The sequence below is a fragment of the Ruegeria sp. AN11 genome (genome assembly GCF_056536005.1).
Window position 1 is genome coordinate 43813 of the sequence record NZ_JBQFJD010000001.1, and the last position, 23950, is coordinate 67762.

Annotated in this window: 23 protein-coding genes; 18 read left to right on the forward strand and 5 right to left on the reverse strand. The window is 61.0% G+C overall.

Annotated elements, in window-relative coordinates; translation table 11 throughout:
* Positions 1–93: 93 nt before the first annotated feature.
* Complete coding sequence (locus tag ACR3EQ_RS00295; RefSeq protein WP_170615198.1) at positions 94–1251, reverse strand: alpha-hydroxy acid oxidase; 1158 nt, start codon at positions 1249–1251, stop codon at positions 94–96.
* 159 nt (positions 1252–1410) lie between these two features.
* Positions 1411–1638 (reverse strand): diguanylate cyclase domain-containing protein, encoded by a 228-nt coding sequence (locus ACR3EQ_RS00300; protein ID WP_170615200.1) that lies wholly within the window; start codon positions 1636–1638, stop codon positions 1411–1413.
* Between the two features lie 302 nt (positions 1639–1940).
* On the opposite strand from ACR3EQ_RS00300, the gene ACR3EQ_RS00305 reads away from it, so the two are divergent.
* On the forward strand, positions 1941–4337 hold the full coding sequence (locus ACR3EQ_RS00305; protein WP_170615202.1) for a UvrD-helicase domain-containing protein: 2397 nt from the start codon (positions 1941–1943) through the stop codon (positions 4335–4337).
* Here ACR3EQ_RS00305 and ACR3EQ_RS00310 read toward each other — a convergent pair.
* Both ACR3EQ_RS00310 and ACR3EQ_RS00315 read right to left on the reverse strand, forming a co-directional pair.
* On the reverse strand, positions 4334–4624 hold the full coding sequence (locus tag ACR3EQ_RS00310) for a DUF1330 domain-containing protein (RefSeq protein WP_170615204.1): 291 nt from the start codon (positions 4622–4624) through the stop codon (positions 4334–4336). The genes ACR3EQ_RS00305 and ACR3EQ_RS00310 overlap by 4 nt on opposite strands.
* A 375-nt stretch (positions 4625–4999) precedes the next feature.
* A complete protein-coding gene (locus tag ACR3EQ_RS00315; RefSeq protein ID WP_170615206.1) occupies positions 5000–5224 on the reverse strand; it encodes a DUF1127 domain-containing protein in 225 nt (74 codons plus the stop codon).
* Between the two features lie 896 nt (positions 5225–6120).
* Here ACR3EQ_RS00315 and mraZ point away from each other — a divergent pair.
* The 9 genes from mraZ to ACR3EQ_RS00360 all read left to right on the forward strand — a co-directional run bounded on the left by mraZ (position 6121) and on the right by ACR3EQ_RS00360 (position 15817).
* Entirely contained in the window at positions 6121–6624 is a 504-nt protein-coding gene (gene mraZ / locus ACR3EQ_RS00320) for a division/cell wall cluster transcriptional repressor MraZ (protein WP_170615208.1), read from the forward strand.
* Between the two features lie 4 nt (positions 6625–6628).
* Entirely contained in the window at positions 6629–7621 is a 993-nt protein-coding gene (gene rsmH / locus ACR3EQ_RS00325; RefSeq protein ID WP_170615210.1) for a 16S rRNA (cytosine(1402)-N(4))-methyltransferase RsmH, read from the forward strand.
* The gene (ftsL, locus tag ACR3EQ_RS00330) at positions 7618–7986 is read left to right on the forward strand and encodes a cell division protein FtsL (protein WP_170615212.1); all 369 of its coding nucleotides are present in this window, start codon (positions 7618–7620) and stop codon (positions 7984–7986) included. The genes rsmH and ftsL overlap by 4 nt, the downstream gene beginning before the upstream one ends.
* Positions 7983–9770 (forward strand): peptidoglycan D,D-transpeptidase FtsI family protein, encoded by a 1788-nt coding sequence (locus ACR3EQ_RS00335; RefSeq protein WP_170817076.1) that lies wholly within the window; start codon positions 7983–7985, stop codon positions 9768–9770. Before ftsL ends, ACR3EQ_RS00335 begins: the two co-directional genes overlap by 4 nt.
* A 22-nt stretch (positions 9771–9792) precedes the next feature.
* Positions 9793–11274: a UDP-N-acetylmuramoyl-L-alanyl-D-glutamate--2,6-diaminopimelate ligase gene (locus ACR3EQ_RS00340; protein WP_480489545.1), complete on the forward strand. Its 1482-nt coding sequence runs from the start codon at positions 9793–9795 to the stop codon at positions 11272–11274.
* Positions 11271–12665, forward strand: a complete 1395-nt coding sequence (locus tag ACR3EQ_RS00345) for a UDP-N-acetylmuramoyl-tripeptide--D-alanyl-D-alanine ligase (protein WP_170615218.1) — start codon at positions 11271–11273, stop codon at positions 12663–12665. Before ACR3EQ_RS00340 ends, ACR3EQ_RS00345 begins: the two co-directional genes overlap by 4 nt.
* Positions 12666–12705: 40 nt before the next feature.
* The gene (mraY, locus tag ACR3EQ_RS00350) at positions 12706–13788 is read left to right on the forward strand and encodes a phospho-N-acetylmuramoyl-pentapeptide-transferase (protein ID WP_170615220.1); all 1083 of its coding nucleotides are present in this window, start codon (positions 12706–12708) and stop codon (positions 13786–13788) included.
* A gap of 150 nt (positions 13789–13938) precedes the next feature.
* Positions 13939–15336: a UDP-N-acetylmuramoyl-L-alanine--D-glutamate ligase gene (gene murD, locus ACR3EQ_RS00355; protein ID WP_170615222.1), complete on the forward strand. Its 1398-nt coding sequence runs from the start codon at positions 13939–13941 to the stop codon at positions 15334–15336.
* Between the two features lie 106 nt (positions 15337–15442).
* Positions 15443–15817, forward strand: a complete 375-nt coding sequence (locus tag ACR3EQ_RS00360; RefSeq protein ID WP_170615224.1) for a glycine zipper family protein — start codon at positions 15443–15445, stop codon at positions 15815–15817.
* Here the strand turns inward: ACR3EQ_RS00360 and ACR3EQ_RS00365 are convergent.
* Positions 15814–16992: a BaiN/RdsA family NAD(P)/FAD-dependent oxidoreductase gene (locus ACR3EQ_RS00365; RefSeq protein ID WP_170615446.1), complete on the reverse strand. Its 1179-nt coding sequence runs from the start codon at positions 16990–16992 to the stop codon at positions 15814–15816. The genes ACR3EQ_RS00360 and ACR3EQ_RS00365 overlap by 4 nt on opposite strands.
* Positions 16993–17227: 235 nt before the next feature.
* Between ACR3EQ_RS00365 and ACR3EQ_RS00370 the strand changes: the two genes are divergently transcribed.
* The 8 genes from ACR3EQ_RS00370 (at position 17228) to murB (ending at position 23941) form a co-directional block, all read left to right on the forward strand.
* Positions 17228–18280: a Hint domain-containing protein gene (locus tag ACR3EQ_RS00370; RefSeq protein ID WP_170615226.1), complete on the forward strand. Its 1053-nt coding sequence runs from the start codon at positions 17228–17230 to the stop codon at positions 18278–18280.
* Between the two features lie 165 nt (positions 18281–18445).
* The gene (gene ftsW, locus ACR3EQ_RS00375; RefSeq protein ID WP_170615228.1) at positions 18446–19609 is read left to right on the forward strand and encodes a putative lipid II flippase FtsW; all 1164 of its coding nucleotides are present in this window, start codon (positions 18446–18448) and stop codon (positions 19607–19609) included.
* Positions 19609–20706 carry a UDP-N-acetylglucosamine--N-acetylmuramyl-(pentapeptide) pyrophosphoryl-undecaprenol N-acetylglucosamine transferase gene (locus ACR3EQ_RS00380; RefSeq protein WP_170615230.1) on the forward strand — a complete coding sequence of 366 codons (1098 nt, stop codon included), beginning with the start codon at positions 19609–19611 and terminating at the stop codon, positions 20704–20706. Before ftsW ends, ACR3EQ_RS00380 begins: the two co-directional genes overlap by 1 nt.
* The gene (murC, locus tag ACR3EQ_RS00385; protein ID WP_170615232.1) at positions 20703–22112 is read left to right on the forward strand and encodes a UDP-N-acetylmuramate--L-alanine ligase; all 1410 of its coding nucleotides are present in this window, start codon (positions 20703–20705) and stop codon (positions 22110–22112) included. The genes ACR3EQ_RS00380 and murC overlap by 4 nt, the downstream gene beginning before the upstream one ends.
* Positions 22113–22188: 76 nt before the next feature.
* Positions 22189–22437: a DUF2484 family protein gene (locus tag ACR3EQ_RS00390; protein ID WP_170615234.1), complete on the forward strand. Its 249-nt coding sequence runs from the start codon at positions 22189–22191 to the stop codon at positions 22435–22437.
* Positions 22434–22700 carry a DUF2484 family protein gene (locus ACR3EQ_RS00395; RefSeq protein ID WP_170615236.1) on the forward strand — a complete coding sequence of 89 codons (267 nt, stop codon included), beginning with the start codon at positions 22434–22436 and terminating at the stop codon, positions 22698–22700. Before ACR3EQ_RS00390 ends, ACR3EQ_RS00395 begins: the two co-directional genes overlap by 4 nt.
* A 24-nt stretch (positions 22701–22724) precedes the next feature.
* Positions 22725–23018: a hypothetical protein gene (locus ACR3EQ_RS00400; RefSeq protein ID WP_170615238.1), complete on the forward strand. Its 294-nt coding sequence runs from the start codon at positions 22725–22727 to the stop codon at positions 23016–23018.
* Positions 23015–23941: a UDP-N-acetylmuramate dehydrogenase gene (gene murB / locus ACR3EQ_RS00405; RefSeq protein WP_170615240.1), complete on the forward strand. Its 927-nt coding sequence runs from the start codon at positions 23015–23017 to the stop codon at positions 23939–23941. The genes ACR3EQ_RS00400 and murB overlap by 4 nt, the downstream gene beginning before the upstream one ends.
* Positions 23942–23950 lie beyond the last annotated feature (9 nt).

Consider the following 23950-nt stretch of genomic DNA (forward strand, 5'->3'; position numbering starts at 1 on the left):
TTCATAGGCGGACAATACGCGCACGTATATCAGTCGTTCTGGGTAGAACCGGCATGTTATCGCTCGCAAACGCCGCCTGTTGGCGCAATCTACTTACACATGCTGCGATGCAGCATCAATATTTGTGATTGCAGATGTCACATTTTGTAAACTTGCGAGGCCCAACTGGCCCATATTGGCCTTCAGATCCTGCCGCAGGATGTCGATGACATGAGCGGGGCCGCGTTCGCCTAACGCCGCCAGACCAAAGAGAAACCCGCGCCCCAGCATGACAAAATCCGCGCCAAGGGCCAGCGCACGAAGGATATCCAGCCCACCTTCAATACCACTGTCAAAGATAATCGGCAGGTCCGTCGCTGCGCGTATGGCCGGTAGCGCATCGATACTGGCGGGCGCGCCGTCAAACTGACGGCCACCGTGATTCGACACCCATATGGCGTCAACGCCCGCCTTTTGCAGCGAAACGGCATCTTCCGGCCGCAGGACGCCTTTGACGACAAATGCACCATCCCAGTTGTCGCGCAGCCAGGATACGTACTCCATGTCCGGCGACGTTCTCAGAAGATACCCGATATGTGCCGTAGGAGGGAGGTTGAGGCTACTGTCCGAATACTTCTCGAGCGTGCGCATTCTGGGTGGTCCCTTACGCAGCATCCCCATGGCCCAGGCCGGGCATCGCGAAATCTGCGCCAGCAGGCGCGGCGTCAGCCTTGGCGGATGTGTCAACCCGGACCGCACCTGCCGTTCGCGCCGAGATGCAACCGGTACATCCGCAGTCAGCACCAGCGTCCGGAATCCCGCATCGCGCGCGCGGGCCAGCATATCGGTGCGGATGTCGGGATCCCGTGGCGGATACAATTGAAACCAGGCGTTTTCGCCGATGTGGCCGGCCAGATCTTCGGGCATCTGGCTGGCGACCGTAGACAAGGTGTAGGGAATGTTGGCCGTGGCCGCAGCGCGGGCCAGAATGCCTTCGGCATCCGGCCAGACTAACCCCGACATTCCAATGGGTGCGATACCGAACGGCAGGGCGCAATCGTGATCCAGCAGCTTCTTTCCTGTGTCGAACTCCAGTTCGCCATGCAGGATCGACGGGGTCAGTGTAACCCGGTCAAGCGCTTCGCGGTTGCGCCGGATCAGGGTTTCAGCGCCGGTGCCACTTTCCACAAATTCCCAGACAAAGCGGGGCAACCGACGCCGCGCAAGGCGTTTCAAATCGGCAATGCCGGGATATGTGCTGTGCAGGTCCATGAGGATTGATCCGATTTGCCGCGCGATTCGGCAAGTTTTTCAAGCGGCTGTCGAGGAAGACGGTTTGATTTTGGCCCCCTTGTTTCGAACCCGGCTGTCCCCGATGTCTGCGCCGCAGGACGCGGAGTTGGCAATCTGCACCTGATTTCGGGCCCGGTCCTAGGTTGTATAGAGGGTGTCATCCGCTGCGCGCAGAAGATCTTGTGGCATGGTTCCATGCGCCGGGTAATGGGCGACCCCCACCGAAGTCGCAATGCGGGGCAGGGATTTTTCACTATATCTGACCGCAACGAATTCAACCGCCTGCCGTACTTTTTCTGCGCGGGTCAAGGCATCGACGGACCTGCCAATTATCTTCGACAGTGGTATTGAAGGTGAGCTGGACATCCTTCGCGCGCGGGTACGGCGTTAATTCCCCAACCGGCTGCCGCCGATAGGGCGATCAGCATCAGCGTAACGCCTACCATTTTCAGCCGCGAACTTCGCACCGCCCATGTCGCCTGCTTCATCAGCTGCTCTCCCACAGCAATGGACCGGTCATCAGAAACAAACTTTTGCAGAAAGGTAAGATCGCCGGATGTACACAAAGGTTTAATCTGGAATCCAGTATATTATCTTCTGCGATTTCTTTGTGAACAAGCCGTGAACAAACCCTTTCCCTCGGGCCGCATCCGGCGTAGTTTGGGGGCATGAGCAGTTTTGACGAAATGGACGCCTTCGAGGGCGCATCGCTGTCCCAAAAGGCAATGACCGCGCGTGCCGTGCCTTATTTGGATGATCTCAACCCGGCGCAGCGCGATGCAGTTGAACGGCTTGACGGTCCGGTTCTGATGCTGGCCGGGGCAGGGACCGGCAAGACCAAGGCTCTCACGACCCGGATCGCGCACCTGCTGAATACCGGTCGCGCGCGTCCCAACGAGATCTTGTCGGTGACATTCACCAACAAGGCTGCGCGTGAAATGAAAGAGCGTGTCGGCCGCCTTCTCGGCCAGCCCGCCGAAGGGATGCCGTGGCTTGGCACGTTCCATTCGATTTGCGTCAAGCTGCTGCGACGCCACGCCGAACTTGCGGGGCTGAAATCGAACTTCACGATTCTGGACAGCGACGACCAGTTGCGCCTGCTCAAGCAACTGGTTCAGGCGGCCAATATTGATGACAAGCGCTGGCCTGCGCGGATGCTGGCGGGAATCATCGATGACTGGAAAAACCGTGCACTGACACCCGACAAGATACCTGCTGCTGATGCCGGAGCCTATAATAACAAGGGCGTCGACCTTTACGCCCAGTACCAGACCCGTCTGAGCGAGCTGAACGCGGTGGATTTCGGTGATCTGCTTTTGCACATGGTCACGATCTTTCAGACACATGCGGATGTGCTGGAACAATACCAGCGGTGGTTCCGTTACATTCTGGTGGACGAGTATCAGGACACCAACATCGCCCAGTACCTGTGGCTGCGGTTGCTGGCGGGCGGTCACAAGAACATCTGTTGCGTGGGCGATGATGACCAGTCGATCTATGGCTGGCGCGGGGCCGAGGTGGGCAACATTCTGCGGTTCGAGAAAGACTTCCCCGGCGCCTATGTCGTCCGGCTTGAACAGAACTACCGCTCGACCCCGCATATCCTCGCCGCCGCGTCGAATGTTATTCGCGGCAATGAAAATCGCCTGGGCAAAGAGCTTTGGACCGATGAGCAGGACGGCGAAAAGGTCCGGCTGATTGGCCACTGGGATGGCGAAGAAGAAGCGCGCTGGATTGGCGAGGAAATCGATGCGATGCAGGGCGGCACCCGTGGCGTGCGGCCGATGAACCTTGATGAAATCGCCATTCTCGTGCGCGCCAGCCACCAGATGCGTGCCTTCGAGGACCGGTTCCTGACCATTGGATTGCCCTACAAGGTCATCGGCGGTCCGCGATTCTATGAGCGGATGGAGATCCGCGATGCCATGGCCTATTTCCGGCTGGTCATCAGCCCCGAAGACGATTTGGCGTTCGAGCGGATCGTAAATACGCCCAAACGTGGCCTCGGCGACAAGGCGCAGCAGACGATTCAGGCGACCGCCCGACAGAATGGCGTCTCTTTGGTCGAAGGCGCGCGGGTCGCGGTCGAACAAGGGCTGATCAAAGGCAAGGGCGGCACGGCCTTGCGCCAGCTTGTCGATGGGCTGGCCCGCTGGAACGCAATGACCCGGGGTCCAAGGATCGAGGTTGACGACGATTCAGTCATTGATGATGGCACCGCTCCCACGCGCTTTGGCGAACCGGAACATACTCATATCGAACTGGCGCAGATTATCCTCGACGAATCCGGCTATACGGCGCACTGGCAGAACGACAAGAATCCAGATTCCCCGGGGCGGTTGGAAAACCTCAAGGAACTGGTCAACCAGCTGGACAATTTTGAAAACCTGCAGGGCTTTCTGGAACATGTCAGTCTGGTGATGGATAACGAGCAGGAATCGGATGGCGCGAAAGTGTCGATCATGACCCTGCATGCCGCCAAAGGTCTGGAATTTCCCGCCGTTTTCCTGCCGGGGTGGGAGGACGGGTTGTTCCCCTCGCAGCGGTCGATGGACGAAGCTGGCCTCAAGGGTCTCGAGGAGGAACGGCGGCTGGCCTATGTCGGCATCACCCGCGCGGAGGAGGTCTGCACGATATCCTTTGCCGCCAACAGGCGCGTTTTTGGTCAGTGGCAGAATTCGATGCCGTCCCGATTTATCGATGAATTGCCCGAAGATCATGTGGAGGTTCTGACGCCTCCGGGTCTCTACGGTGGCGGTCAGACCACGGCCGGGATCGAAACCCGCGCCGCCGAAGCAAACGTCTACAACTCACCCGGCTGGAAACGGATGCAGGCGCGGCAGGGTCAGTATGGCATGTCGCAACCGCGCGAAAGCCGCAACACCGTCATCGATGCGACCGCGGTGGCCAGTTTCACGCTGGGCGAACGGGTATTCCACCAGAAATTCGGCTATGGCGCAGTGATCGGTATCGAAGGGGACAAGGTCGAGGTCGATTTTGACAAGGCGGGCATGAAGAAGGTTGTCTCGCGCTTTCTGTCCGCCAAGGATGACGTTCCGTTTTAAAGGCCTTCGACCAGAACCATGTTTGCCGTCGCGGTCTTGTGCCGGATTTTCGCCAGTGCGACATAGTCGGGATCGTCTTTCCATGCCTTTGCGGCTTCGATCGACGGAAACTCCATAAGGACTATCCCTTCCTCAGCCCAGGTGCCCTCGATCACGTCCACTGGTTTGGATGATACTGTCAGAAGGCGACCTCCGTGCCTGTCAAAGACCGGCATGAACCCTTCAAGGTATTTCTGGTATCCGTCTGGGTCGTGAATTGTGATCTGGGCGATGAAATATGCAGCCATTGGAAACTCCTGAAACTTCGGTTCCGGCTTCACCTTACACACACAAGCACAAACAAAAAACGGCGGTTCCCAGGGAGGAGGAAGGGGAACCGCCGTTCTTTTCAACATCGAGGCAGGGAGGAGGAAGGCCCCGATGTATCCGAACCCGGGTCTGATCCCGGTATGAGGAAGACGCGGCGACACAAGGGAGGAGAATAAGTGTCGCCGCGTGCTTTCAACATCGGGGTAGGGAGGAGGAGAGCCCCGATGTGTCATGTCCCGGCTGTCAGGGCCGGTATTTGGGGCGGCAGCATCAGGGAGGAGGAGAGATGCCGCCGCCGAAATGCAGGTCCAAAGGGAGGAGGACGGACCTGATCTCGTTAAACTGTTGTGCGCTTACTGCGCGGTGTAATCCGCAGCGGCCTGCAGGGCCAGTTGACGGATCATCGAGCGTTGCAGGCCCAGATCGGCCAGTTCGCGGTTCGAAAGGCCTGACAGCTCGTTGAGTGTCTGGCGGTACAGGCGATAGCGAACAAAACGTGTTTTTACTGCTTCAAACAGTGCCACCAGCCCGGTTGCCGGTGCATTGCCAAGCGCGGAGTGGTTGGTTGCGACTGCCATTTTCAATGCCTCTGACTTGATCGTTTGCCGAAGTTTTCCGGCGTTTGCTTGAGGATGAAAATAGGCAAATGCTGCAGATGCACAATAGCGGGCGTTGTCAATGCCGCTATGCAGCAAATGCATAGATATCAAATTGTTGGGGCAGTCGCGCCCAGGGGTAGCGGGTGCCGTAGGGTCACCTTTGGGGCTTCGGCGGGTGTGCTTTTGGGTGAAGCTGTCCGGCGCATGGGCGTGATGGAGGAATGGAAATGGTGTCCAGGCCGATCGTTCGGCACATGCACATTCACATGTTAAGGGGCCCTTGCATTCCGGATGGGAATTCATGGGCTGCCGGTGTTCTTGCGATGTGTGTGGGGTAATTGCGCCATCCGACACGGTTGATTCGAGGCGGTGTTCGGCAAAATACCGATTTTTCACCAACCGAAGTAGGAGAATTTCAAATTTTCTGGGAAATCATGGGACAATTTGGCTGAGCAAATTCCGTGGATATGTTGTGTGTAGTCGACCGAGAGTGTCTATTTATGGTATCTACTGGTGAAGTTTATGTTGATTTTTCGCGCGTGGATTGCGTCCGGAATACGTCAGTGCCCAAAAAAATTGTTGATTTCCATGATTTCCCATGTCATCCCTAATACATCCGATGAGGACGAGGCAGATGGGGCACCAAACGACCCCGACCAAAAACAATCAGGTTTCATACAGGCATCTCGCTTTCATCACTTAACAGATCCGGCGCGCGGGCGAGCAGACATCCCCCCAGGTGGCGCGCGCAGCTGGACATCCCCGCACAGCGGGCGAATGCGGCGGGTTGATCAGTGGCAGCAGATCAACCCGCCGTTTTTCATCAGGGGGGAACGTAAAGATCAAGTGGGGCGCAAGCGAAAGGGACAGTCGTCTTGGCGCGCAGGTTCAGAGGTGAAAGCCACCACAAGGTGGATACGAAGGGCAGGGTTTCGATCCCGGCCTCGTTTCGCCGTGTGCTAGAGGCTTCGGACCCCAACTGGCAACCTGGAGATACCCCCGAACTGGTGATTGTCTACGGGGATCACCGCCGCAAGTTCCTTGAATGTTATACAATGCAGGCGATCGACGAGGTCGACGAAAAGATTAATGCACTGCCGCGCGGGTCGATGCAGCGCAAGATGCTGCAGCGTATGTTCCATGGCCAGTCCTTCCCGACAACGGTCGACGAAACCGGGCGTCTGGTCCTGCCGGCCAAGCTGCGCAACAAGATCGGGCTTGGGAATGAGGCCTTCTTTATCGCCGCTGGCGACACGTTCCAGATTTGGAAGCCCGAAACCTACGAGACCGAAGAACTGGCCGCGGCCGAAGACTGGCTGGACGATCAGCCCGAGGACTTTGATCCTCTGGAGTTCCTAGACGGCGTCGGGGACGCGTAACGGCATGGCCGGCGCCGGGTCCCCTTCCGACAAACCCCATATCCCCGTTTTGCTGCGTCCTTTGCTGGCCGCCGTTGCGCCCGTCTCGGGCGTTTGGCTGGACGGAACCTTTGGTGCGGGCGGGTACACGCGTGCGCTGCTCGAGGCTGGCGCCGACAAGGTTATCGGTGTCGATCGCGATCCTCTGGCTTTTGAGATGGCAGCCGGATGGGCAGGTGACTACGGCGACCGACTGGTGATGCAGCCCGGCGTTTTCTCGCAACTGGATGAATACGCTCAGGATCTGGACGGTGTCGTGCTGGATCTTGGTGTTTCGTCCATGCAGCTGGATCAGGCCGAGCGTGGATTTTCGTTCATGAAGGACGGTCCACTGGACATGCGGATGAGTCAGGATGGCGAAAGCGCAGCCGATCTGGTGAATACCGCAACCGAGGCGCAACTGGCCGACATCCTGTTTCACTATGGCGAAGAACGCGCCAGCCGCCGCATCGCCAAAGCGATTGCACGGGCGCGGACGGATGCTTCGATCACAACGACCCTGCGTCTGGTTGAAATCATCGAATCCTGCCTGCCGCGCCCGAAACCGGGGCAGTCGCACCCGGCGACCCGCAGCTTTCAGGGGCTGCGCATTGCCGTGAACGCCGAATACGAGGAATTGTTTCAGGGCCTCATGGCCGCCGAACGCGCGCTGAAACCGGGCGGGCAACTGGCCGTTGTGACGTTCCATTCCATCGAAGACCGGATGGTCAAGCGGTTCTTCCAGGCGCGCGCAGGGAAAACGGGCCGCGCCAATCGCTATGCGCCCGAGATGGAACAGGAACAGCCGCAATTCACCCTGAAAACCCGTAAAGCCGTCGGCCCGGATGATCAGGAATTGCTGGAAAACCCGCGCGCGCGCTCGGCCAAGCTGCGTGTGGCTGTACGAACCGAGGCGCCTGCAGGGGAAATTGACGCCCGTGCAATCGGCATGCCGCAACTGGGGGGAAGGGCAAGATGAAGAGTGTTCTGTATGTGTTGACTGCTCTGTCCGTGTTCGGACTGGCGTTGTGGGCCTATCAGGAGAATTACCGCACCCAGCAGGTGCTGAAGGAAACGCAGGGTCTGCAACGTGAAATTGGCATGGCGCAGGTTCGGCTGGCCGTGCTGAACGCCGAATGGGCCTATCTGAACCGACCCGACCGGCTGCGCGAACTGGCGGATTTGAACTTTGAACGGCTTGGTCTGCTGCCGCTGCGGGCCGAGCAGTTCGGGCGCGCCGACCAGATTGCCTATGCCGAAGACCCCGACCTGCCGATCGTTGATCCGATCGAACTGCAGGCCATCACAAGCATTCAGGCGCTGGGCGAGGTACAGTTTCCATGACCCGCACGCCTCTGCGCCCACTGGCGCGCATCCTTGACGCCCGCGCCCGGGGCGAAAACCCCAAGGCCATCGAGCGCGAGAACATTCGCCAACGTCACGAGGGCATGAAAGACCGCGCCCGCGCCCGTGCCGAAGGGCGTCTTCTGGTGCTGGGGCTGTTCTTCTTTTGCGCTTTTTCGGTCGTTGGCGTGCGGATGGGAATGCTTGCCACGTCCGAAGCGCAGGAGCCACTGGCCAGCGCCCCCGGTGCGGCCATCGCCATGCAGCGCGCCAATATTGTCGACCGCGACGGGCGCATTCTGGCGACCAATCTGGACACGTATTCGGTCTATGCACAGCCGCCGCTGATGATCGACCCGGTTGCCGCCGCCGATCAGCTTGTGGCCATCTTCCCCGATCTCGACAAGGATCGTCTGGTCAAGGATTTCACTGGCAACCGCAAGTTTCTGTGGATCAAGAAACGTATCTCGCCCGAGCAAAAGCAGGCGGTGCACGACATCGGCGACCCCGGCATCCTGTTCGGCCCGCGCGAGATGCGGCTGTATCCGAACGGCAGGCTGGCCGCGCATATCCTCGGTGGGTCGGGGTTTGGTCGCGAAGGCGTCAGCGCGGCTGAGGTGATTGGCGTTGCCGGTGTTGAAAAACAGTTTGACGACTATCTGCGCGATCCGGCCAACGGAAACAAGCCGCTGCAACTGTCGCTGGACCTGACCGTTCAGGCCGCGGTCGAACAGGTGCTTTACGGCGGCATGAAGATCATGAATGCCAAAGGTGCTTCGGCTGTCCTGATGAATGCCCACACGGGTGAGGTGATTTCGGCGGCCTCCCTGCCATCCTTTGACCCCAACGACCGTCCGCGCCCGCCGACTTCGGGGTTTGATCCCTCGGACAGCCCGCTGTTCAACCGTTATGTTCAGGGTGTCTACGAACTGGGATCGGTCTTCAAGATTTTCACCGCCGCGCAGGCGGTCCAGCTTGGGCTGGTGAATTCGAACACCATCATCGACACCTCGGGGCCGATGAAGATCGGGCGCTTTCCGATTGGTGAATTCAACGGCAAGAACTACGGCAAGATCAGCGTGGCGGACGTGATCGTCCACAGTTCGAACCGGGGCACCGGGCGTCTGGCCCTGCAAATTGGCGCACAGCGACAACAGGATTTCCTTGAATCGCTGGGCATGTTCGAACCCACCCCGTTCGAAATTGTCGAGGCCGCAGGTGGCGCGCCCCTGAAGCCCAAGAAATGGGGCGAATTGAGCACAGTGACCATCTCATATGGTCACGGTCTGTCGACCAGCCCCATGCATCTGGCGGCCGGGTATGCGTCGATCGCCAATGGCGGCCACTATGTCAGCCCCACGATCCTGCGAAAGAACGGTCCGCAATACGGGCCCCGTGTGCTGTCGCCAAATGCGGCGCAGCAGGCCCAGAAGATGTTGCGCAAGGTCGTGACGGACGGGACCGCCAGCTTTGGTGAAGTTGCAGGCTATGATGTTGCGGGCAAAACCGGCACCGCCGACAAGCCAAAACCGCGCGGAGGCTACTATGACGACAAGGTCATCGCCACCTTTGCGACGATCTTCCCGGCCTACGACCCGAAATACGTTCTGATCGTCACGCTCGATGAACCGTCGATCGTGGCCTATGGCGAAAAACGCCGCACGGCAGGCTGGACGGCCGTCCCGGTGGCTGCCGAACTGATCGGCCGGGTCGCACCTTTGCTGGGCCTCAGACCCCGGCTTGAGCCTGAGGCGCGCGCTGCTATAACGCTGACCTCGAACTAGGCCGTCGGACAAGAGGTGGGTCATGGGCGCAAGGTCAAAGAAACTAAGCCAACTGGCCCTGACCGCGCGGGGCGGCGCGAATCCCGACATCACCGGTCTGGCGGTTGACAGCCGCGAGGTCAAAGACGGTTTTCTCTTCGCAGCGCTTCCCGGGACACGCGTTCATGGGGGCGAATTCATCCAGTTCGCCCTGCGCATGGGAGCCGCCGCCATCCTGACCGATGCTAGGGGCGCTGAGATCGCGGCCAGCGAACTGGCTGCATCGGACGCGGCCCTGATTGTTGTCGAAGATCCGCGTCAGGCGCTGGCAGGCGCCGCAGCCCTGTGGTTCGGCGCGCAGCCGCAAACCATCGTGGCCGTCACTGGGACCAACGGCAAAACCTCGGTTGCCACGTTTGTCCGCCAGATCTGGACCGAGCTTGGCCACGCCGCCGTGAACCTCGGCACCACCGGTGTCGAAGGCGCATGGACCGCGCCGCTGGCCCACACCACGCCGGAACCTATCACCTTGCATCGCTGTCTGGCGGCGGCAGCGGGGAATGGCGTGACCCACGCCGCGATGGAGGCGTCCTCGCACGGACTGGAGCAGCGCCGCCTGGACGGTGTGCACCTTTCGGCCGCCGGATTCTCGAACTTCACGCAGGATCATCTGGATTACCACGAAACGTTCGAGGCGTATTTCACCGCGAAAATGGGCCTGTTCGACCGGGTTCTTCCGCAGGATGGAACAGCCGTCGTCAATCTGAGCGATCCCAAGGGGGCCCAGGTGCGCCGGATTGCCGAACAGCGCGGTCAGACCGTCCTGACAGTCGGGCTGGGCGATGCGGACCTTTGCCTGATGAACCAGCGCTTTGACGCGACCGGGCAGGATTTGCGGTTTTCGTGGCAGGGCAAAACGCATCTGACCCGCCTGAACCTGATCGGGGGGTTTCAGGCCGAAAACGTACTGCTGGCCGCCGGGCTGGTCATCGCGGCTGGCGATGAACCCGAGCGTGTGTTCGAAACCCTGCCGTACCTGACAACGGTTCGCGGGCGGATGCAGCTTGCCGCAACCCGCGAAAACGGGGCTGCGGTCTTTGTCGATTACGCCCACACGCCTGACGCGGTCGCCACGGCGCTGAAAGCGATGCGCCCGCATGTCATGGGTCGCCTGATCGCCATCGTCGGCGCGGGCGGGGACCGGGATGCCACCAAGCGCCCGCTGATGGGCAGGGCTGCGGCTGATCACGCTGACATCGTCTTTGTCACCGACGATAACCCGCGCAGCGAAGATCCGGCCACGATCCGTGCCGCCGTCATGGATGGCGCGCCGGAAGCCACCGAAGTGGGTGACCGCGCCGAAGCCATCCTGCGTGGCATCGACGCGCTTCAACCGGGTGACGCGCTGCTGATTGCGGGCAAAGGGCACGAGACGGGCCAGATTGTCGGCGATCAGGTTTTGCCGTTCGACGATGCGGAACAGGCCAGTATCGCCGTGGCCGCACTGGACGGGAGGGTGGCATGACGCTCTGGACAGCGACTGAGGCAGCCGCGGCAACCGGCGGGCGTGCGACCTCTGACTGGGAAGCAAACGGCGTGTCCATCGACACCCGCACCATCCAGCCGGGCGATCTGTTCGTCGCACTGAAGGCCGCGCGTGACGGGCACGACTTTGTGGCGCAGGCGCTTGAGAAGGGCGCAGGCGCAGCGCTGGTCTCGCGTATTCCGGATGGCGTGCCAGACGACGCGCCGTTGCTGATCGTCGACGATGTTCAGGCGGGGCTCGAAGCGCTGGGTCAGGCCGCACGCGCCCGGACAAATGCGAAAGTTGTCGGCGTGACCGGCAGCGTCGGCAAGACCTCGACCAAGGAAATGCTTGCAACGATTCTGGAAACGCAGGGCAGGACCCATGCCAGCGTTGCCAGTTACAACAACCACTGGGGAGTGCCGTTGACGCTGGCCCGGATGCCGCGCGACACCGAATTCGCGGTGATCGAGATCGGCATGAACCACCCGGGCGAGATTGCGCCGCTGGCGCGGCAGGCAAAGCCGCATGTGGCGCTGGTGACAACCGTGGCGGCGGTTCACCTCGAAGCCTTCGAGTCGGTAGCTGCTATCGCCCGGGAAAAGGCCGCGATTTTTGAGGGACTGACCGAAGGCGGCGCAGCCATCGTCAATGCGGACATCGAACACGCGCACATCCTGCGGGAATGTGCGCAGAAGCTCGGCCTGAAAACAGTCGAATTTGGCCGCGATGGGCAGGATTTCATTCTGGAAGGCGCGGCACAGGAGGTCGATTCGGTTTCCGCAACGGCAATGGTGGGCGGCAAAACGATCCGTTTTGGCGTCAGGTCCGCTGGTCTGCATTTTGCCATGAACGCATTGGGTGCATTGGCAGCTTGTGTCGAAATGGGTGTGGACCTTGATCAGGCGATCGCTGGACTGGGGCAATGGTCGCCGGTCAAAGGGCGCGGTGTGCGCGAGCAAGTCACATTGGCTGAAGGCGGCAATATCGAACTGCTCGACGACAGCTATAACGCCAACCCCACCTCGATGGAGGCGGCGCTGAATGTACTGGCCGCGTCGCGCGGCTCCCGCCGGATCGCATTTCTGGGCGATATGAAGGAGTTGGGCGCGCAGGAAATCGCCATGCACGCCGGTATGGCTGACCTGCCTGCCATGGGCGAGGTCGATCAGATCCATTGCATCGGCCCGCTGATGCAGTCGTTGCATCAGGCGTTGCCCGCAGAAAAACGGGGATTGTGGTTTGAGACAAGCGCCGAGATGGCCGACCGCCTGCCGGAACTGGTCCGGGATGGAGACACCGTTCTGGCCAAGGGCTCGCTGAGCATGGCGCTGGCCCGTATTGTTGACGGTTTGCGCAAAATGGGGCAAGTGGGCGCGCCCGGGTCATGAGCGTTTGCCCCCGTGACCACCGCGTGAGAAAGGTATCGCTATGTTGTATTGGCTGACCGGCCTGTCGGACGGAGGAGATTTCTGGAACCTCTTCCGGTATATCACCTTCCGTGCAGGCGGTGCCTTCATGACGGCGCTGATCTTCGGCTTCCTGTTCGGCAAACCGCTGATCAACGTGCTGCGCCGCAAGCAGGGCAAAGGTCAGCCGATCCGCGATGATGGCCCAGAGGGGCATTTTTCCAAGGCCGGAACGCCCACGATGGGTGGGTTGCTGATCGTTGGGGCGCTGGTGACATCGACGCTGATCTGGGCGCGATGGGATAACCCGTATGTCTGGATGGTACTGTTCGTCACTCTGGCTTATGCGGCCATAGGCTTTGCCGACGATTATGCCAAAGTGTCCAAGCAGAACACACAAGGCGTGTCCGGCCGAATGCGCATGGCGCTGGGCATCATCATTGCAGCCCTGGCGGCGCTTTGGGCAACGTTGAATCACCCCGAAATGCTGCAAAGCCAGCTGGCATTGCCGATCTTCAAGGACACGCTGATCAATCTGGGGATCTTTTATATTCCCTTCTCGATCGTGGTGATTGTCGGGGCCGCCAATGCGGTGAACCTGACCGATGGTCTGGACGGTCTGGCGATCATGCCCGCGATGATTGCGGCTTCGACGCTGGGCATCATCGCCTACGCGGTGGGGCGGGTCGACTTCACCGAATATCTGGATGTGCATTACGTGCCAGGCACAGGTGAGATTTTCATCTTCACCTCGGCGCTCTTTGGCGCGGGGCTTGGGTTCCTGTGGTACAACGCGCCGCCGGCTGCGGTTTTCATGGGTGACACCGGATCCTTGGCCTTGGGCGGGGCGCTGGGCGCAATTGCCGTGGCCACCAAACACGAGCTGGTACTGGCCGTTGTCGGCGGGCTGTTCGTGGTCGAGGCGCTGAGCGTGATCATTCAGGTGCTGTATTTCAAACGCACAGGTCGCCGCGTGTTCCTGATGGCGCCGATCCATCACCATTACGAGAAAAAGGGCTGGGCGGAACCCACCATCGTCATCCGCTTCTGGATCATCTCGCTGATCCTGGCAATGATCGGTCTGGCGACGCTCAAGGTCCGCTAACGCTCCCGCCAGGTTCGGCGGACCTGCGGTCCGCCTGCCACCTGTTGGGCCCGGCTCGCGCTGCCGCGCGAGCCTTTCCGGACCCTTGCCTTCGGTCAGGTCTTCTGCGCAGTGTGGCGGCCAATTGAAGGTCGTAGGAAGGGTGGCGGCATGATCCCGGTCAAAGGGTTTTCAGGGCAGAAAGTTGCGGTTCTGGGGCTGGGCCGGTCCGGTCTGACCACGGCGCGTGCGCTGCGGGCGGGTGGGGCCGATGCGATCTGCTGGGATGACAACCCGACGGCGCGTGACATAGCGTCAGGCGAAGGGTTCACCTGTGCCGATCTGCGGCGTCATGGGGCCTTCGATGACATCGCCACTCTGATCGTCTCCCCCGGCATTCCGCATCTCTATCCCGAACCCAACCCGGTCGTGGCGGCCGCGCTTGAGGCCGGTGTGCCGGTCGACAACGATATCGGCCTGTTCTTCCGGTCATTCGCGGATCAGACATGGAACAACTTTGACACCCCGCCACGTGTGATCGCCGTAACCGGGTCGAACGGCAAATCCACCACCGCAGCACTGATTCACCACATCCTGACCGAGGCCGGACGCGAGGCGCAGCTGGCCGGGAATATCGGACGCGGAGTGCTGGATATTGATCCCGGCGGTGATGGTTCGGTCGTGGTGCTTGAGCTTTCCAGCTATCAGACCGAACTTGCCCGTGCGCTGACGCCGGATGTGGCTGTGTTCACCAACCTCTCGCCCGACCATCTGGACCGCCATGGCGGCATGGGCGGGTATTTCGCCGCCAAGCGTCGCCTGTTTGCCGAAGGCGGACCGGATCGCGCGGTCATCGGCGTGGGTGAGGCCGAAGGCGCGTTTCTGGCCGGTCAGATGTCCGAAGGCCCTGCCGACGACCGCGTCATCCGGGTATCGGTTGCGCGCAAGCTGACCGGGCCGGGCTGGCAGGTTTTTGCCCGCAAGGGGTTTCTTTCGGAGTACCGCAAGGGGCGCCAGGCCGGATCAATCGACCTGCGTGGGATCAAGGGACTGCCAGGGGCGCATAACCACCAGAACGCCTGCGCCGCATATGCTGCCTGCCGGTCAGTGGGGCTTGCGCCAAAAATGATCGAGCAGGCCCTGCGCAGCTATCCCGGCCTGCCGCATCGCAGCCAGATCATCGCCGAAGCAAACGATGTGACCTATGTGAACGATTCCAAGGCGACCAATGTGGACAGCGCGGTAAAGGCGCTGAGCGCGTTCCGCAACATCCGCTGGATCTGTGGGGGGCTGGAAAAGGACGGCGGCCTGTCCGGCCTGAACGACGTGAAGGATCAGGTCCGCAAAGCCTACGTGATCGGGCGCGAGGCCGCAGGATTCGCCATGCAGCTTGAGGTCGAGACCGAAATCTGCACCACGATGGCCATGGCGGTCGAGCGCGCGATGCAGGACGCGCAGCCGGGTGAAACGGTATTGCTGGCTCCGGCAGCGGCCAGTTTCGACCAGTACGACAATTTCGAGCAGCGCGGAGATGACTTCACCGCGCAGGTGCGCCAACGGCTGGATTGAGCCGCGTTTGCAATAGACCGCCGGTTCGGGCAGGCTTGGACCCTGCCTGCTTGAAGACTGTCCCCGGCGGTATTACCTGCAGGTAAATCAATACGAGGTCACGAAAATGCTCAATCGCAAGTCACTTTTTGTCGTTCCCGCACTTGTTCTGGTGGGCGCCTGCGCCAACTCCGGTGCCAATTACCAACCGGTCATCGATGGCCCGGTTGGTCCGAACTACAATTCGGATCTGGCGCAATGCCAGCAGCTGGCGGCGTCGCAGGCCAGCGTTGACGGCTCGACCGCCGGCAACGCGGCGATCGGCGCGGCGGGTGCTGCCGCCACGACCGCCATCATTCAGGACAGCAGTTCCAACCTGGGCAGGGCCGCCGCCGCCGGGGCGGTGATCGGCGCGGGCGCGGATGTCATCGCGAAAAACCAGAACAAGGAAGTTATCGTGCGCAACTGCATGCGCGGACGCGGGTACAACGTCGTCGGCTAACGCCCCGCGATTGCAGTTCCGGCGGCGTAGCCCGAAGACCACGCCCATTGGAAATTGTAACCGCCCAGCCAGCCGGTGACATCCACAGCTTCGCCAATCGCATAGAGGCCGGGGACATCCCTGGCCTCCATCGTTCTGGACGACAGGCCGTCGGTGTCAATTCCGCCCAGCGTGACCTCGGCCGTGCGATAGCCTTCCGTGCCGGAAGGCGTCAGTTCCCAGTCGGACAGGGCAGCGATCAGGTCGTTCAGCGCGGCATCGGACTGATCCGCCAGATTGCCCTGCATCGAGATGTACTGTTTCAGGTAATCCACCAATCGCGCGGGAAGGAGGCGCGCCAGTTCCGTGGTCAGGGCCTTGCGGCCACCACTTTGCCGCTGGTCCCGCAGCATGTCGAACAGCGGCAGATCCGGGATCAGGTTCACTCTGATCGTCTCACCTTCGCGCCAATAGGACGACAATTGCAGCACCGATGGTCCGCTGAGGCCGCGATGGGTGAACAACAGTGCCTCGTCAAAACTGGTCCGCGCGTTTGACAACCGTGCGGGCAGGGACACGCCAGACAGGTCCCGGAACTTGCCGTCCGAAAAGGTAAAAGGCACCAGCGCCGCCTGCGTTTCCGTCAGCCTTAGCCCGAACTGCCGGGCAAGGTCATAGGCCAGCCCGGTCGCACCCATCTTGGGGATCGACTTGCCACCCGTGGCCAGCACCAGATTGGCGCAGGTCAGGCTCAGGCGTTTACCTTCACGCTCGACATCCAGTGCAAAGCCGCCTTCGGCCTTGCGCAGGTCCTTCAGTTCGGTTCGGATCCAAAGTTCGGCCCCCGCACGCTGCATCTCGTCCAGCAGCATCTGAATGATCTGCTTTGACGACCCGTCGCAGAACAGCTGACCCAGAGTTTTTTCATGCCAGGCGATGCCGTGGCGGTTTACCAGATCGATAAAATCCCACTGCGTATATCGCGCCAGCGCCGATTTGCAGAAATGGGGGTTTCGCGACAGGAAGTTCTGCGGCCCTGCATACATGTTGGTAAAGTTGCAGCGCCCACCACCCGAGATGCGGATTTTCTCACCGGGCGCCTTGGCGTGATCGACCACGAGAACACGCCCGCCACAGTGGGCAGCGCACATCATGCCGGCGGCTCCGGCACCAAGGATGATCGTGTCAAAGGTCATGTGCAAGCGCATGGCCCGGTTTTCCCGCAACCGCAAGGGCGAGATGTTTTCCAACGCCCCATTTTCTTTGGTTTCGGCCTTTCCAACAGGTGGGCGGCACGACGAGGACTTGCCTGCCGGTCACAACTTCGAAGTTTTCCCGCGGCGGCACTTGACCTGCACGAGCCTCAAATCCTACGAATTCTTCGGTAAAGTGACTATTTGTCTGCGTTAATAAATTTGGTGGAGGGGCCGCATGCCCACGAACGTATATGGTGCCTTTCGGTCTGACAGCACATTGTCCGATGCAGGGGCTTCATCCACTGTCGTGGGATCCACGTTCCAGATATCGGCCTACAGCCAGATCACGATCCAGGACGGCGCAGACGCCACGATTATCGATGGCGACAACATCTCAAACGAGACCGGCAACGACCCGACCCAGACCCTGAACGGAGAGATCATCTTCTGGGATTTCACCGTTTCGGTGACGGACGGCACGAATACTTACCAGATCGGCCTTTTCGACTATGACCTCGACGGGGATGGAAATTCGATCGGGGTCGACAGCGAGGACGGGTATTTTCTGGGCTTCATCGGCGGGACCATACCGCCCCTAAACACGACGCTGACCATCACCGCCATTATAGACAATGGCCCGGACATCGATGTCGACACTGTTGTCCCTTGCTTTGTGGAAGGGACAAGCATCCAGACGCCTGATGGTCCACGCCGGATCGAGACCTTGATTCCGGGCGATGTGGTCACGACCCTGGACAATGGGCCCCAGATAATCCGCTGGATCGGTTCGCGCGAACTGGACAGCATTGATCTGAGGGTCAAGCCAAAGCTGCGGCCGGTTCGGATCGCCAGGGGTGCGCTTGGGAATGGTCTGCCTAAAGACGACCTGCGAGTCTCCCGGCAGCATCGGATGCTGGTCCGATCCCCGATCGCGGCCAGAATGTTTTCCAAGCCCGAGGTTCTGGTGCCTGCGCACGAGCTGGTTGGGATGCCTGGTATTTCCATCGAAGAAGACGACCAGCAGGTGACGTATTTCCACATACTGTTTGATCGACATGAGGTGATTTTTGCCGAAGGGGCGCCGTCGGAAAGCCTGTTCACCGGACCACAGGCCCTCAAAGGCATAGGTGAAGAGGCCACCGCCGAAATCGCAGAACTGTTTCCCGAGATCATGTCCGAAACCTATGCGCCCGAAATGGCGCGGATCATCCCGCGGACCGGAGGGCAAACGCGGACACTGGTCAAGCGGCATCTGAAAAACAGCAAGCCGCTGGTTTCCGAGGCCTGAGTTCCACCCTCACCACAGTCTTGGGGGCACGGAGCCCCTGGCATTCTCGCGATGGGAATTCCGCTGACCGCCCTCATTCCACTGGCCCAAACGCAAAAATCGCGTTAGACTCTCAATCAGATCCCGAAAACGGGACGTGAACGAGGCAGAAAGTGGCGGTATCTCATGACTGAGATGGTGTATGGCGCGGTCCAGGACCAGCGCGGCGAACCGATTCTACCAAAGTGGTGGCGCACGATTGATCGCTGGACGATGTCCTGTGTTCTGATCCTGTTTGTCATCGGGCTTTTGCTGGGGCTTGCCTCATCACCGCCACTGGCGGGGCGCAACGGGTTCGACCCGTTCCACTATGTCGAACGTCAGGCGTTTTTCGGCGGATTGGCGTTGATCGCAATGCTGCTGACCTCGATGATGTCGCCGACATTGGTGCGACGTCTGGCGGTGCTGGGTTTTCTGGCTTCCTTTGTGGCGCTGGCCTTTCTGCCCGTCTTCGGCACCGATTTCGGCAAAGGCGCGGTGCGCTGGTATTCGCTCGGGTTTGCCTCGCTGCAGCCGTCCGAGTTTCTGAAACCCGGGTTTGTTGTCGTGGCTGCATGGCTTCTTGCCGCATCACAGGAAATCAACGGCCCGCCGGGGCGGTTGTGGTCTTTCGCGCTGTGCATGGCGATTGTCGGCATGCTGGTGATGCAACCCGATTTCGGGCAGGCGTGCCTGATCCTGTTTGGTTGGGGTGTTATGTACTTCGTGGCAGGCGCACCGATGCTGTTGCTGGTGGGGATGGCCGCATTTGTGGTTCTGGGCGGCATGTTCGCTTACTCGAACTCGGAACACTTCGCCCGCCGTATCGACGGTTTCCTCAACCAGGAGGTCGATCCGACCACCCAGTTGGGCTATGCCACCAACGCCATCCGCGAGGGTGGGCTTTTTGGTGTCGGCGTCGGTGAGGGGCAGGTGAAATGGTCGCTGCCCGACGCGCATACGGATTTCATCATCGCCGTGGCGGCCGAGGAGTACGGCCTGATCCTGGTGCTGATCATCATCGCGCTATACTCACTGATCGTCGTGCGGTCGCTGCTGCGCCTGATGCGCGAACGAGACATGTTCATCCGTCTGGCCGGAACCGGTCTGGCCTGCATGTTCGGCGTTCAGGCGATGATCAACATGGGCGTTGCCGTGCGCCTGTTGCCCGCCAAGGGCATGACGCTGCCGTTCGTCAGCTACGGCGGCTCATCGCTGATTGCAGGCGGCATTGCGGTCGGCATGCTTTTGGCGTTTACCCGCACCCGCCCACAGGGCGAACTGGGTGATATTCTGCGCGGACGAGGTTGATGAGCAAACCCTACCTTCTGATTGCGGCGGGCGGCACCGGGGGCCACATGTTCCCGGCGCAGGCGCTGGCCGAGGCGATGCTGCAAAAAGGATGGCGCGTGCGCCTGTCCACCGATGCCCGTGGCGCCCGGTACACCGGGGCCTTCCCCGACGCGACCGAGATTGTCGAGGCATCTTCGGCCACTTTCGCACGTGGTGGCTTGGCGGCCAAGGCGATGGTCGGGCCCCGGATCGCCGCCGGTGTAACGGGGATGGCGTTTCAGATGATGCGCGACCGCCCGGATGTGGTCGTGGGCTTTGGCGGCTATCCTTCGATTCCGGCGTTGGGTGCGGCGACCATGCTGAAAATCCCCCGCATGATCCATGAACAGAACGGGGTACTGGGCCGTGTGAACCAATTGTTCGCCACCCGTGTTGCACAAGTGGCCTGCGGCGTCTGGCCCACAGATCTGCCCGAAGGTGCACATGGCATCCATACCGGCAACCCGGTTCGCGCTGCTGTTCTGGATCGGGCCGCAGCAGGGTATATCCCGCCGGGTGATTACCCGATGTCGATCCTGGTGATGGGTGGCTCGCAGGGCGCACGCATCCTAAGCGATATGGTGCCCGGAGCCATCGCCGAACTGCCCGAAGATATCCGCAACCATATCCGCGTCTCTCATCAGGCGCGCGACGAAGATGGCGAACGGGTCACCGCGTTCTACAGCGACCACGGCATTCGCGCCGATGTTCAACCCTTTTTCGACGATGTGCCCCGCCGCATGTCAGATGCCCAACTGGTCATCAGCCGTTCGGGCGCATCCAGTGTCGCCGATATCTCAGTGATCGGCCGCCCCTCGATCTTGATCCCCTTTGCTGCCGCGGCAGGGGACCACCAGACCGCCAATGCGCGCGGACTGGTTCAGGCGGGTGGGGCGATCATGATCCCCGAAAATGCACTTGACGTTGCCTCGCTGACACAGCAAATCACCACGGTTCTGACCAACCCCGAAGCCGCGCAGAAAATGGCCCGTGCCGCCTTGTCCGCGGGGGCGCCGGACGCAACCGAGCGACTGACAGCCCTTGTCGAACATCTGGCGCAGAAGGAGACCGCATGACCCCAGCAACCAAACTGCCGCAGGACGTAGGGCCGATCCATTTCGTCGGGATCGGAGGGATCGGGATGTCTGGCATCGCCGAGGTGTTGCTGAACCTTGGCTACCGGGTGCAGGGCTCTGACCTGAAAGCTTCCAAAATCACGGATCGTCTGGCCAGTCTGGGGGCCGAGATATTCGTGGGGCAGCGCGCCGAGAACCTGAAGAACGCCGCTGTTGTCGTTGTCTCGACCGCGATCAAGCCGGGCAATCCCGAACTGGACGAAGCCCGTGCGCAGGGCCTGCCAGTTGTCCGCCGCGCCGACATGCTGGCCGAGCTGATGCGCCTGAAATCCAACATCGCCATCGCCGGAACCCACGGCAAGACGACGACAACCACCATGATGGCCGAACTGATGGTGGCGGGCGATTTCGACCCGACCGTCATCAATGGCGGCATCATCCATGCCTATGGTTCCAACGCGCGCATGGGGCAGGGCGAATGGATGGTGGTCGAGGCCGACGAATCCGATGGCTCGTTCAACCGACTGCCTGCAACTATCGCTATCGTCACCAATATCGACCCCGAGCATATGGAGCACTGGGGCGATTTCGACACACTGCGCGACGGGTTCTATGAATTCGTCACGAATCTGCCGTTCTACGGTCTGGCCGTTTGCTGCACGGACCATGCCGAAGTGCAGGCGCTGGTGGGCCGCATCACCGATCGCCGCGTCCGCACTTACGGTTTCAACGCGCAGGCGGACGTGCGGGCAGTGAACCTGACCTACAAGGGCGGTGTGGCGCATTTCGACATCCACCTGCAATACGAAGATAAGGTGATCGAAGGTTGCACCCTGCCGATGCCGGGCGACCACAACGTCTCGAACGCCTTGTCTGCAGTGGCTGTCGCCCGTCATCTGGGTATGAAGGCGTCGGAAATCCGCGAGGCGCTGGCGAATTTCGGCGGTGTCAACCGCCGCTTCACCAAGGTCGGGGAAGTCGACGGTGTCACCATCATCGACGACTACGGCCACCACCCGGTTGAAATCGCCGCCGTGCTAAAGGCGGCCCGTCAGGCCACCGACGGCCGTGTCATCGCCGTGCACCAGCCGCACCGTTATACCCGCCTGTCGAACCTGTTTGATGACTTCTGCACCTGCTTCAACGACGCCGACGTGGTCGCCATCGCCGAGGTGTTCGCGGCCGGGGAAGACCCGATCGAAGGCGCCTCGCGCGATGCTCTGGTGCAAGGCCTGATCCGCCATGGCCACCGCCATTCCCGTGCAATCCTGAGCGAGGACGATCTGGAGCGCCTTGTCCGGGAACAGGCCCGTCCAGGCGACATGGTCGTCTGCCTCGGTGCTGGTACAATCAGCGCTTGGGCCAATGGATTGCCCGAAAGATTGCAGCGAAAACAAGCTGTTTGACCCCCGCGCTCATTTGGCGCACAACCCAAAAGTGTGATATGCTGCGGGCGGCTTCCGCGCGTCCTTGGAGGGGCGAATGGATTATTCGATGATCTTCTCAGCGCTCTGGGTGATCTGCGCTACTATCGTGGCGTTGTTGCCGATGCGGCTGCAATTCCCTCCGGGTATCATTTTGCTGATCTGTGCGCCGGTGCTGATCGTTTGGCTGGGCTACGTACATGGCTGGCTTTGGTCGATGCTGGCTTTGGGCGGTTTTGTCTCGATGTTCCGCAACCCGATCCGCTATTACTGGCGCAAATGGGTGCGCGGGGAGGTCATGGAATGAACTGGTCCATTGCTCTCGCCGCTCTCTGGGGGGTTGCCGCGAATGTGCTGGCGATGATCCCCAGCAAGGACAATCACTGGACCCGCGCCTATTTCCTGATCGCGTTGGGTATCCCGATCCTGGGATTTGTGACCTATCAGAATGGCCCATGGGTCGGCCTGATCGTACTGGCCGCCGGCATGTCGGTGCTGCGCTGGCCGGTGATTTATCTGACCCGTTGGACAAAGGCGAAAATGCAGGGCATGAAGGCGGCTGACGAATAACCGGCCAACTTCACGAGGTCCGCCATGGCGACGATCACCACATTTGCCTATCTGCCGCTCATTTCCCTTGTTCTTGGTGCCGCCGCAGGGTTCACCGCAGGCCGCTGGATTGGACTGCGCGGTCTGTTGTGGCTGATTGGGCTGGCGTCTGCCGCCGGGCTGGTGCTGATCGTGATGCTGGCCAGCGTTGGAACGGGCGAAGAAGAGCAGGCATTCGGTCCGCTCGTCTGGCTGACCGCCGGTGTGCTTCCGTTTCTATTCGCCGCGATCATGGGCGGGGTCGGCGGGCGCAGCCTGGCTGCGCGTGCAGCCGAATGACAACCCTCCCCGCGACCCGAGGCCGCCTGTCCGAGGCCCGTCCGCTGGCCGACCTCACATGGCTTCGTGTCGGAGGACCGGCGGATTATTTGTTCCAGCCAGCCGACCTTGAAGATCTGCAATCGTTCCTGCGCGACCTGCCGGCGGATGTTCCGGTGTTCCCGATGGGCGTCGGTTCGAACCTGATTGTCCGCGACGGCGGCTTGCGGGCCATGGTGATCCGGCTGGGGCGCGGCTTCAACGGCATCTCGGTCAAGGGAAACACTGTTACCTCAGGCGCGGCGGCACTGGACGCGCATGTGGCGCGCAAGGCGGCGGACGCGGGGGTCGACCTGACCTTCCTGCGAACCATCCCCGGCTCCATCGGTGGTGCGGTGCGAATGAACGCAGGCTGTTACGGCAACTACACGGCGGATGTACTGCGCAAGGCCACCATCGTGACTCGGCAGGGCAGTGTTGTGGACCTGTCGCCCGACCAACTGAACTTCCGCTACCGCCAGACAGATCTGCCCGAAGGCGCGGTTCTGGTCTCGGCCACGTTCGAAGGCCCCCCGGGCGATCCCGAGGACCTTCATGCGCGCATGGCGGCGCAGTTGCAAAAGCGCGACGAGACACAGCCCACCAAGGATCGCAGCGCCGGTTCCACTTTCCGCAACCCTGCCGGTTTCTCCTCCACAGGCCGGGCCGATGACGTCCACGACCTGAAGGCGTGGAAAGTGATCGATGATGCGGGCATGCGCGGCGCGACACGTGGCGGGGCGCAGATGAGTCCAAAGCACTCGAACTTCCTGATTAACACCGGCACAGCCACCGCCGCCGACCTCGAAGGACTGGGCGAGGAGGTGCGAAAAAAGGTTTACGAAACAAGCGGCATCACGCTAGAGTGGGAAATCATGCGGGTCGGTGATCCGCTGACAGAATAAAGCCCCATC

Coding starts and splice junctions, on each gene's coding strand:
- ACR3EQ_RS00295 (WP_170615198.1), bottom strand. CDS start 1,251: ATGGACCTGCACAGCACATATCCCGGCATTGCCGATTTGAAACGCCTT.
- ACR3EQ_RS00300 (WP_170615200.1), bottom strand. CDS start 1,638: ATGTCCAGCTCACCTTCAATACCACTGTCGAAGATAATTGGCAGGTCC.
- ACR3EQ_RS00305 (WP_170615202.1), top strand. CDS start 1,941: ATGAGCAGTTTTGACGAAATGGACGCCTTCGAGGGCGCATCGCTGTCC.
- ACR3EQ_RS00310 (WP_170615204.1), bottom strand. CDS start 4,624: ATGGCTGCATATTTCATCGCCCAGATCACAATTCACGACCCAGACGGA.
- ACR3EQ_RS00315 (WP_170615206.1), bottom strand. CDS start 5,224: ATGGCAGTCGCAACCAACCACTCCGCGCTTGGCAATGCACCGGCAACC.
- rsmH (WP_170615210.1), top strand. CDS start 6,629: ATGGCCGGCGCCGGGTCCCCTTCCGACAAACCCCATATCCCCGTTTTG.
- ftsL (WP_170615212.1), top strand. CDS start 7,618: ATGAAGAGTGTTCTGTATGTGTTGACTGCTCTGTCCGTGTTCGGACTG.
- ACR3EQ_RS00335 (WP_170817076.1), top strand. CDS start 7,983: ATGACCCGCACGCCTCTGCGCCCACTGGCGCGCATCCTTGACGCCCGC.
- ACR3EQ_RS00340 (WP_480489545.1), top strand. CDS start 9,793: ATGGGCGCAAGGTCAAAGAAACTAAGCCAACTGGCCCTGACCGCGCGG.
- ACR3EQ_RS00345 (WP_170615218.1), top strand. CDS start 11,271: ATGACGCTCTGGACAGCGACTGAGGCAGCCGCGGCAACCGGCGGGCGT.
- mraY (WP_170615220.1), top strand. CDS start 12,706: ATGTTGTATTGGCTGACCGGCCTGTCGGACGGAGGAGATTTCTGGAAC.
- murD (WP_170615222.1), top strand. CDS start 13,939: ATGATCCCGGTCAAAGGGTTTTCAGGGCAGAAAGTTGCGGTTCTGGGG.
- ACR3EQ_RS00360 (WP_170615224.1), top strand. CDS start 15,443: ATGCTCAATCGCAAGTCACTTTTTGTCGTTCCCGCACTTGTTCTGGTG.
- ACR3EQ_RS00365 (WP_170615446.1), bottom strand. CDS start 16,992: ATGACCTTTGACACGATCATCCTTGGTGCCGGAGCCGCCGGCATGATG.
- ACR3EQ_RS00370 (WP_170615226.1), top strand. CDS start 17,228: ATGCCCACGAACGTATATGGTGCCTTTCGGTCTGACAGCACATTGTCC.
- ftsW (WP_170615228.1), top strand. CDS start 18,446: ATGACTGAGATGGTGTATGGCGCGGTCCAGGACCAGCGCGGCGAACCG.
- ACR3EQ_RS00380 (WP_170615230.1), top strand. CDS start 19,609: ATGAGCAAACCCTACCTTCTGATTGCGGCGGGCGGCACCGGGGGCCAC.
- murC (WP_170615232.1), top strand. CDS start 20,703: ATGACCCCAGCAACCAAACTGCCGCAGGACGTAGGGCCGATCCATTTC.
- ACR3EQ_RS00390 (WP_170615234.1), top strand. CDS start 22,189: ATGGATTATTCGATGATCTTCTCAGCGCTCTGGGTGATCTGCGCTACT.
- ACR3EQ_RS00395 (WP_170615236.1), top strand. CDS start 22,434: ATGAACTGGTCCATTGCTCTCGCCGCTCTCTGGGGGGTTGCCGCGAAT.
- ACR3EQ_RS00400 (WP_170615238.1), top strand. CDS start 22,725: ATGGCGACGATCACCACATTTGCCTATCTGCCGCTCATTTCCCTTGTT.
- murB (WP_170615240.1), top strand. CDS start 23,015: ATGACAACCCTCCCCGCGACCCGAGGCCGCCTGTCCGAGGCCCGTCCG.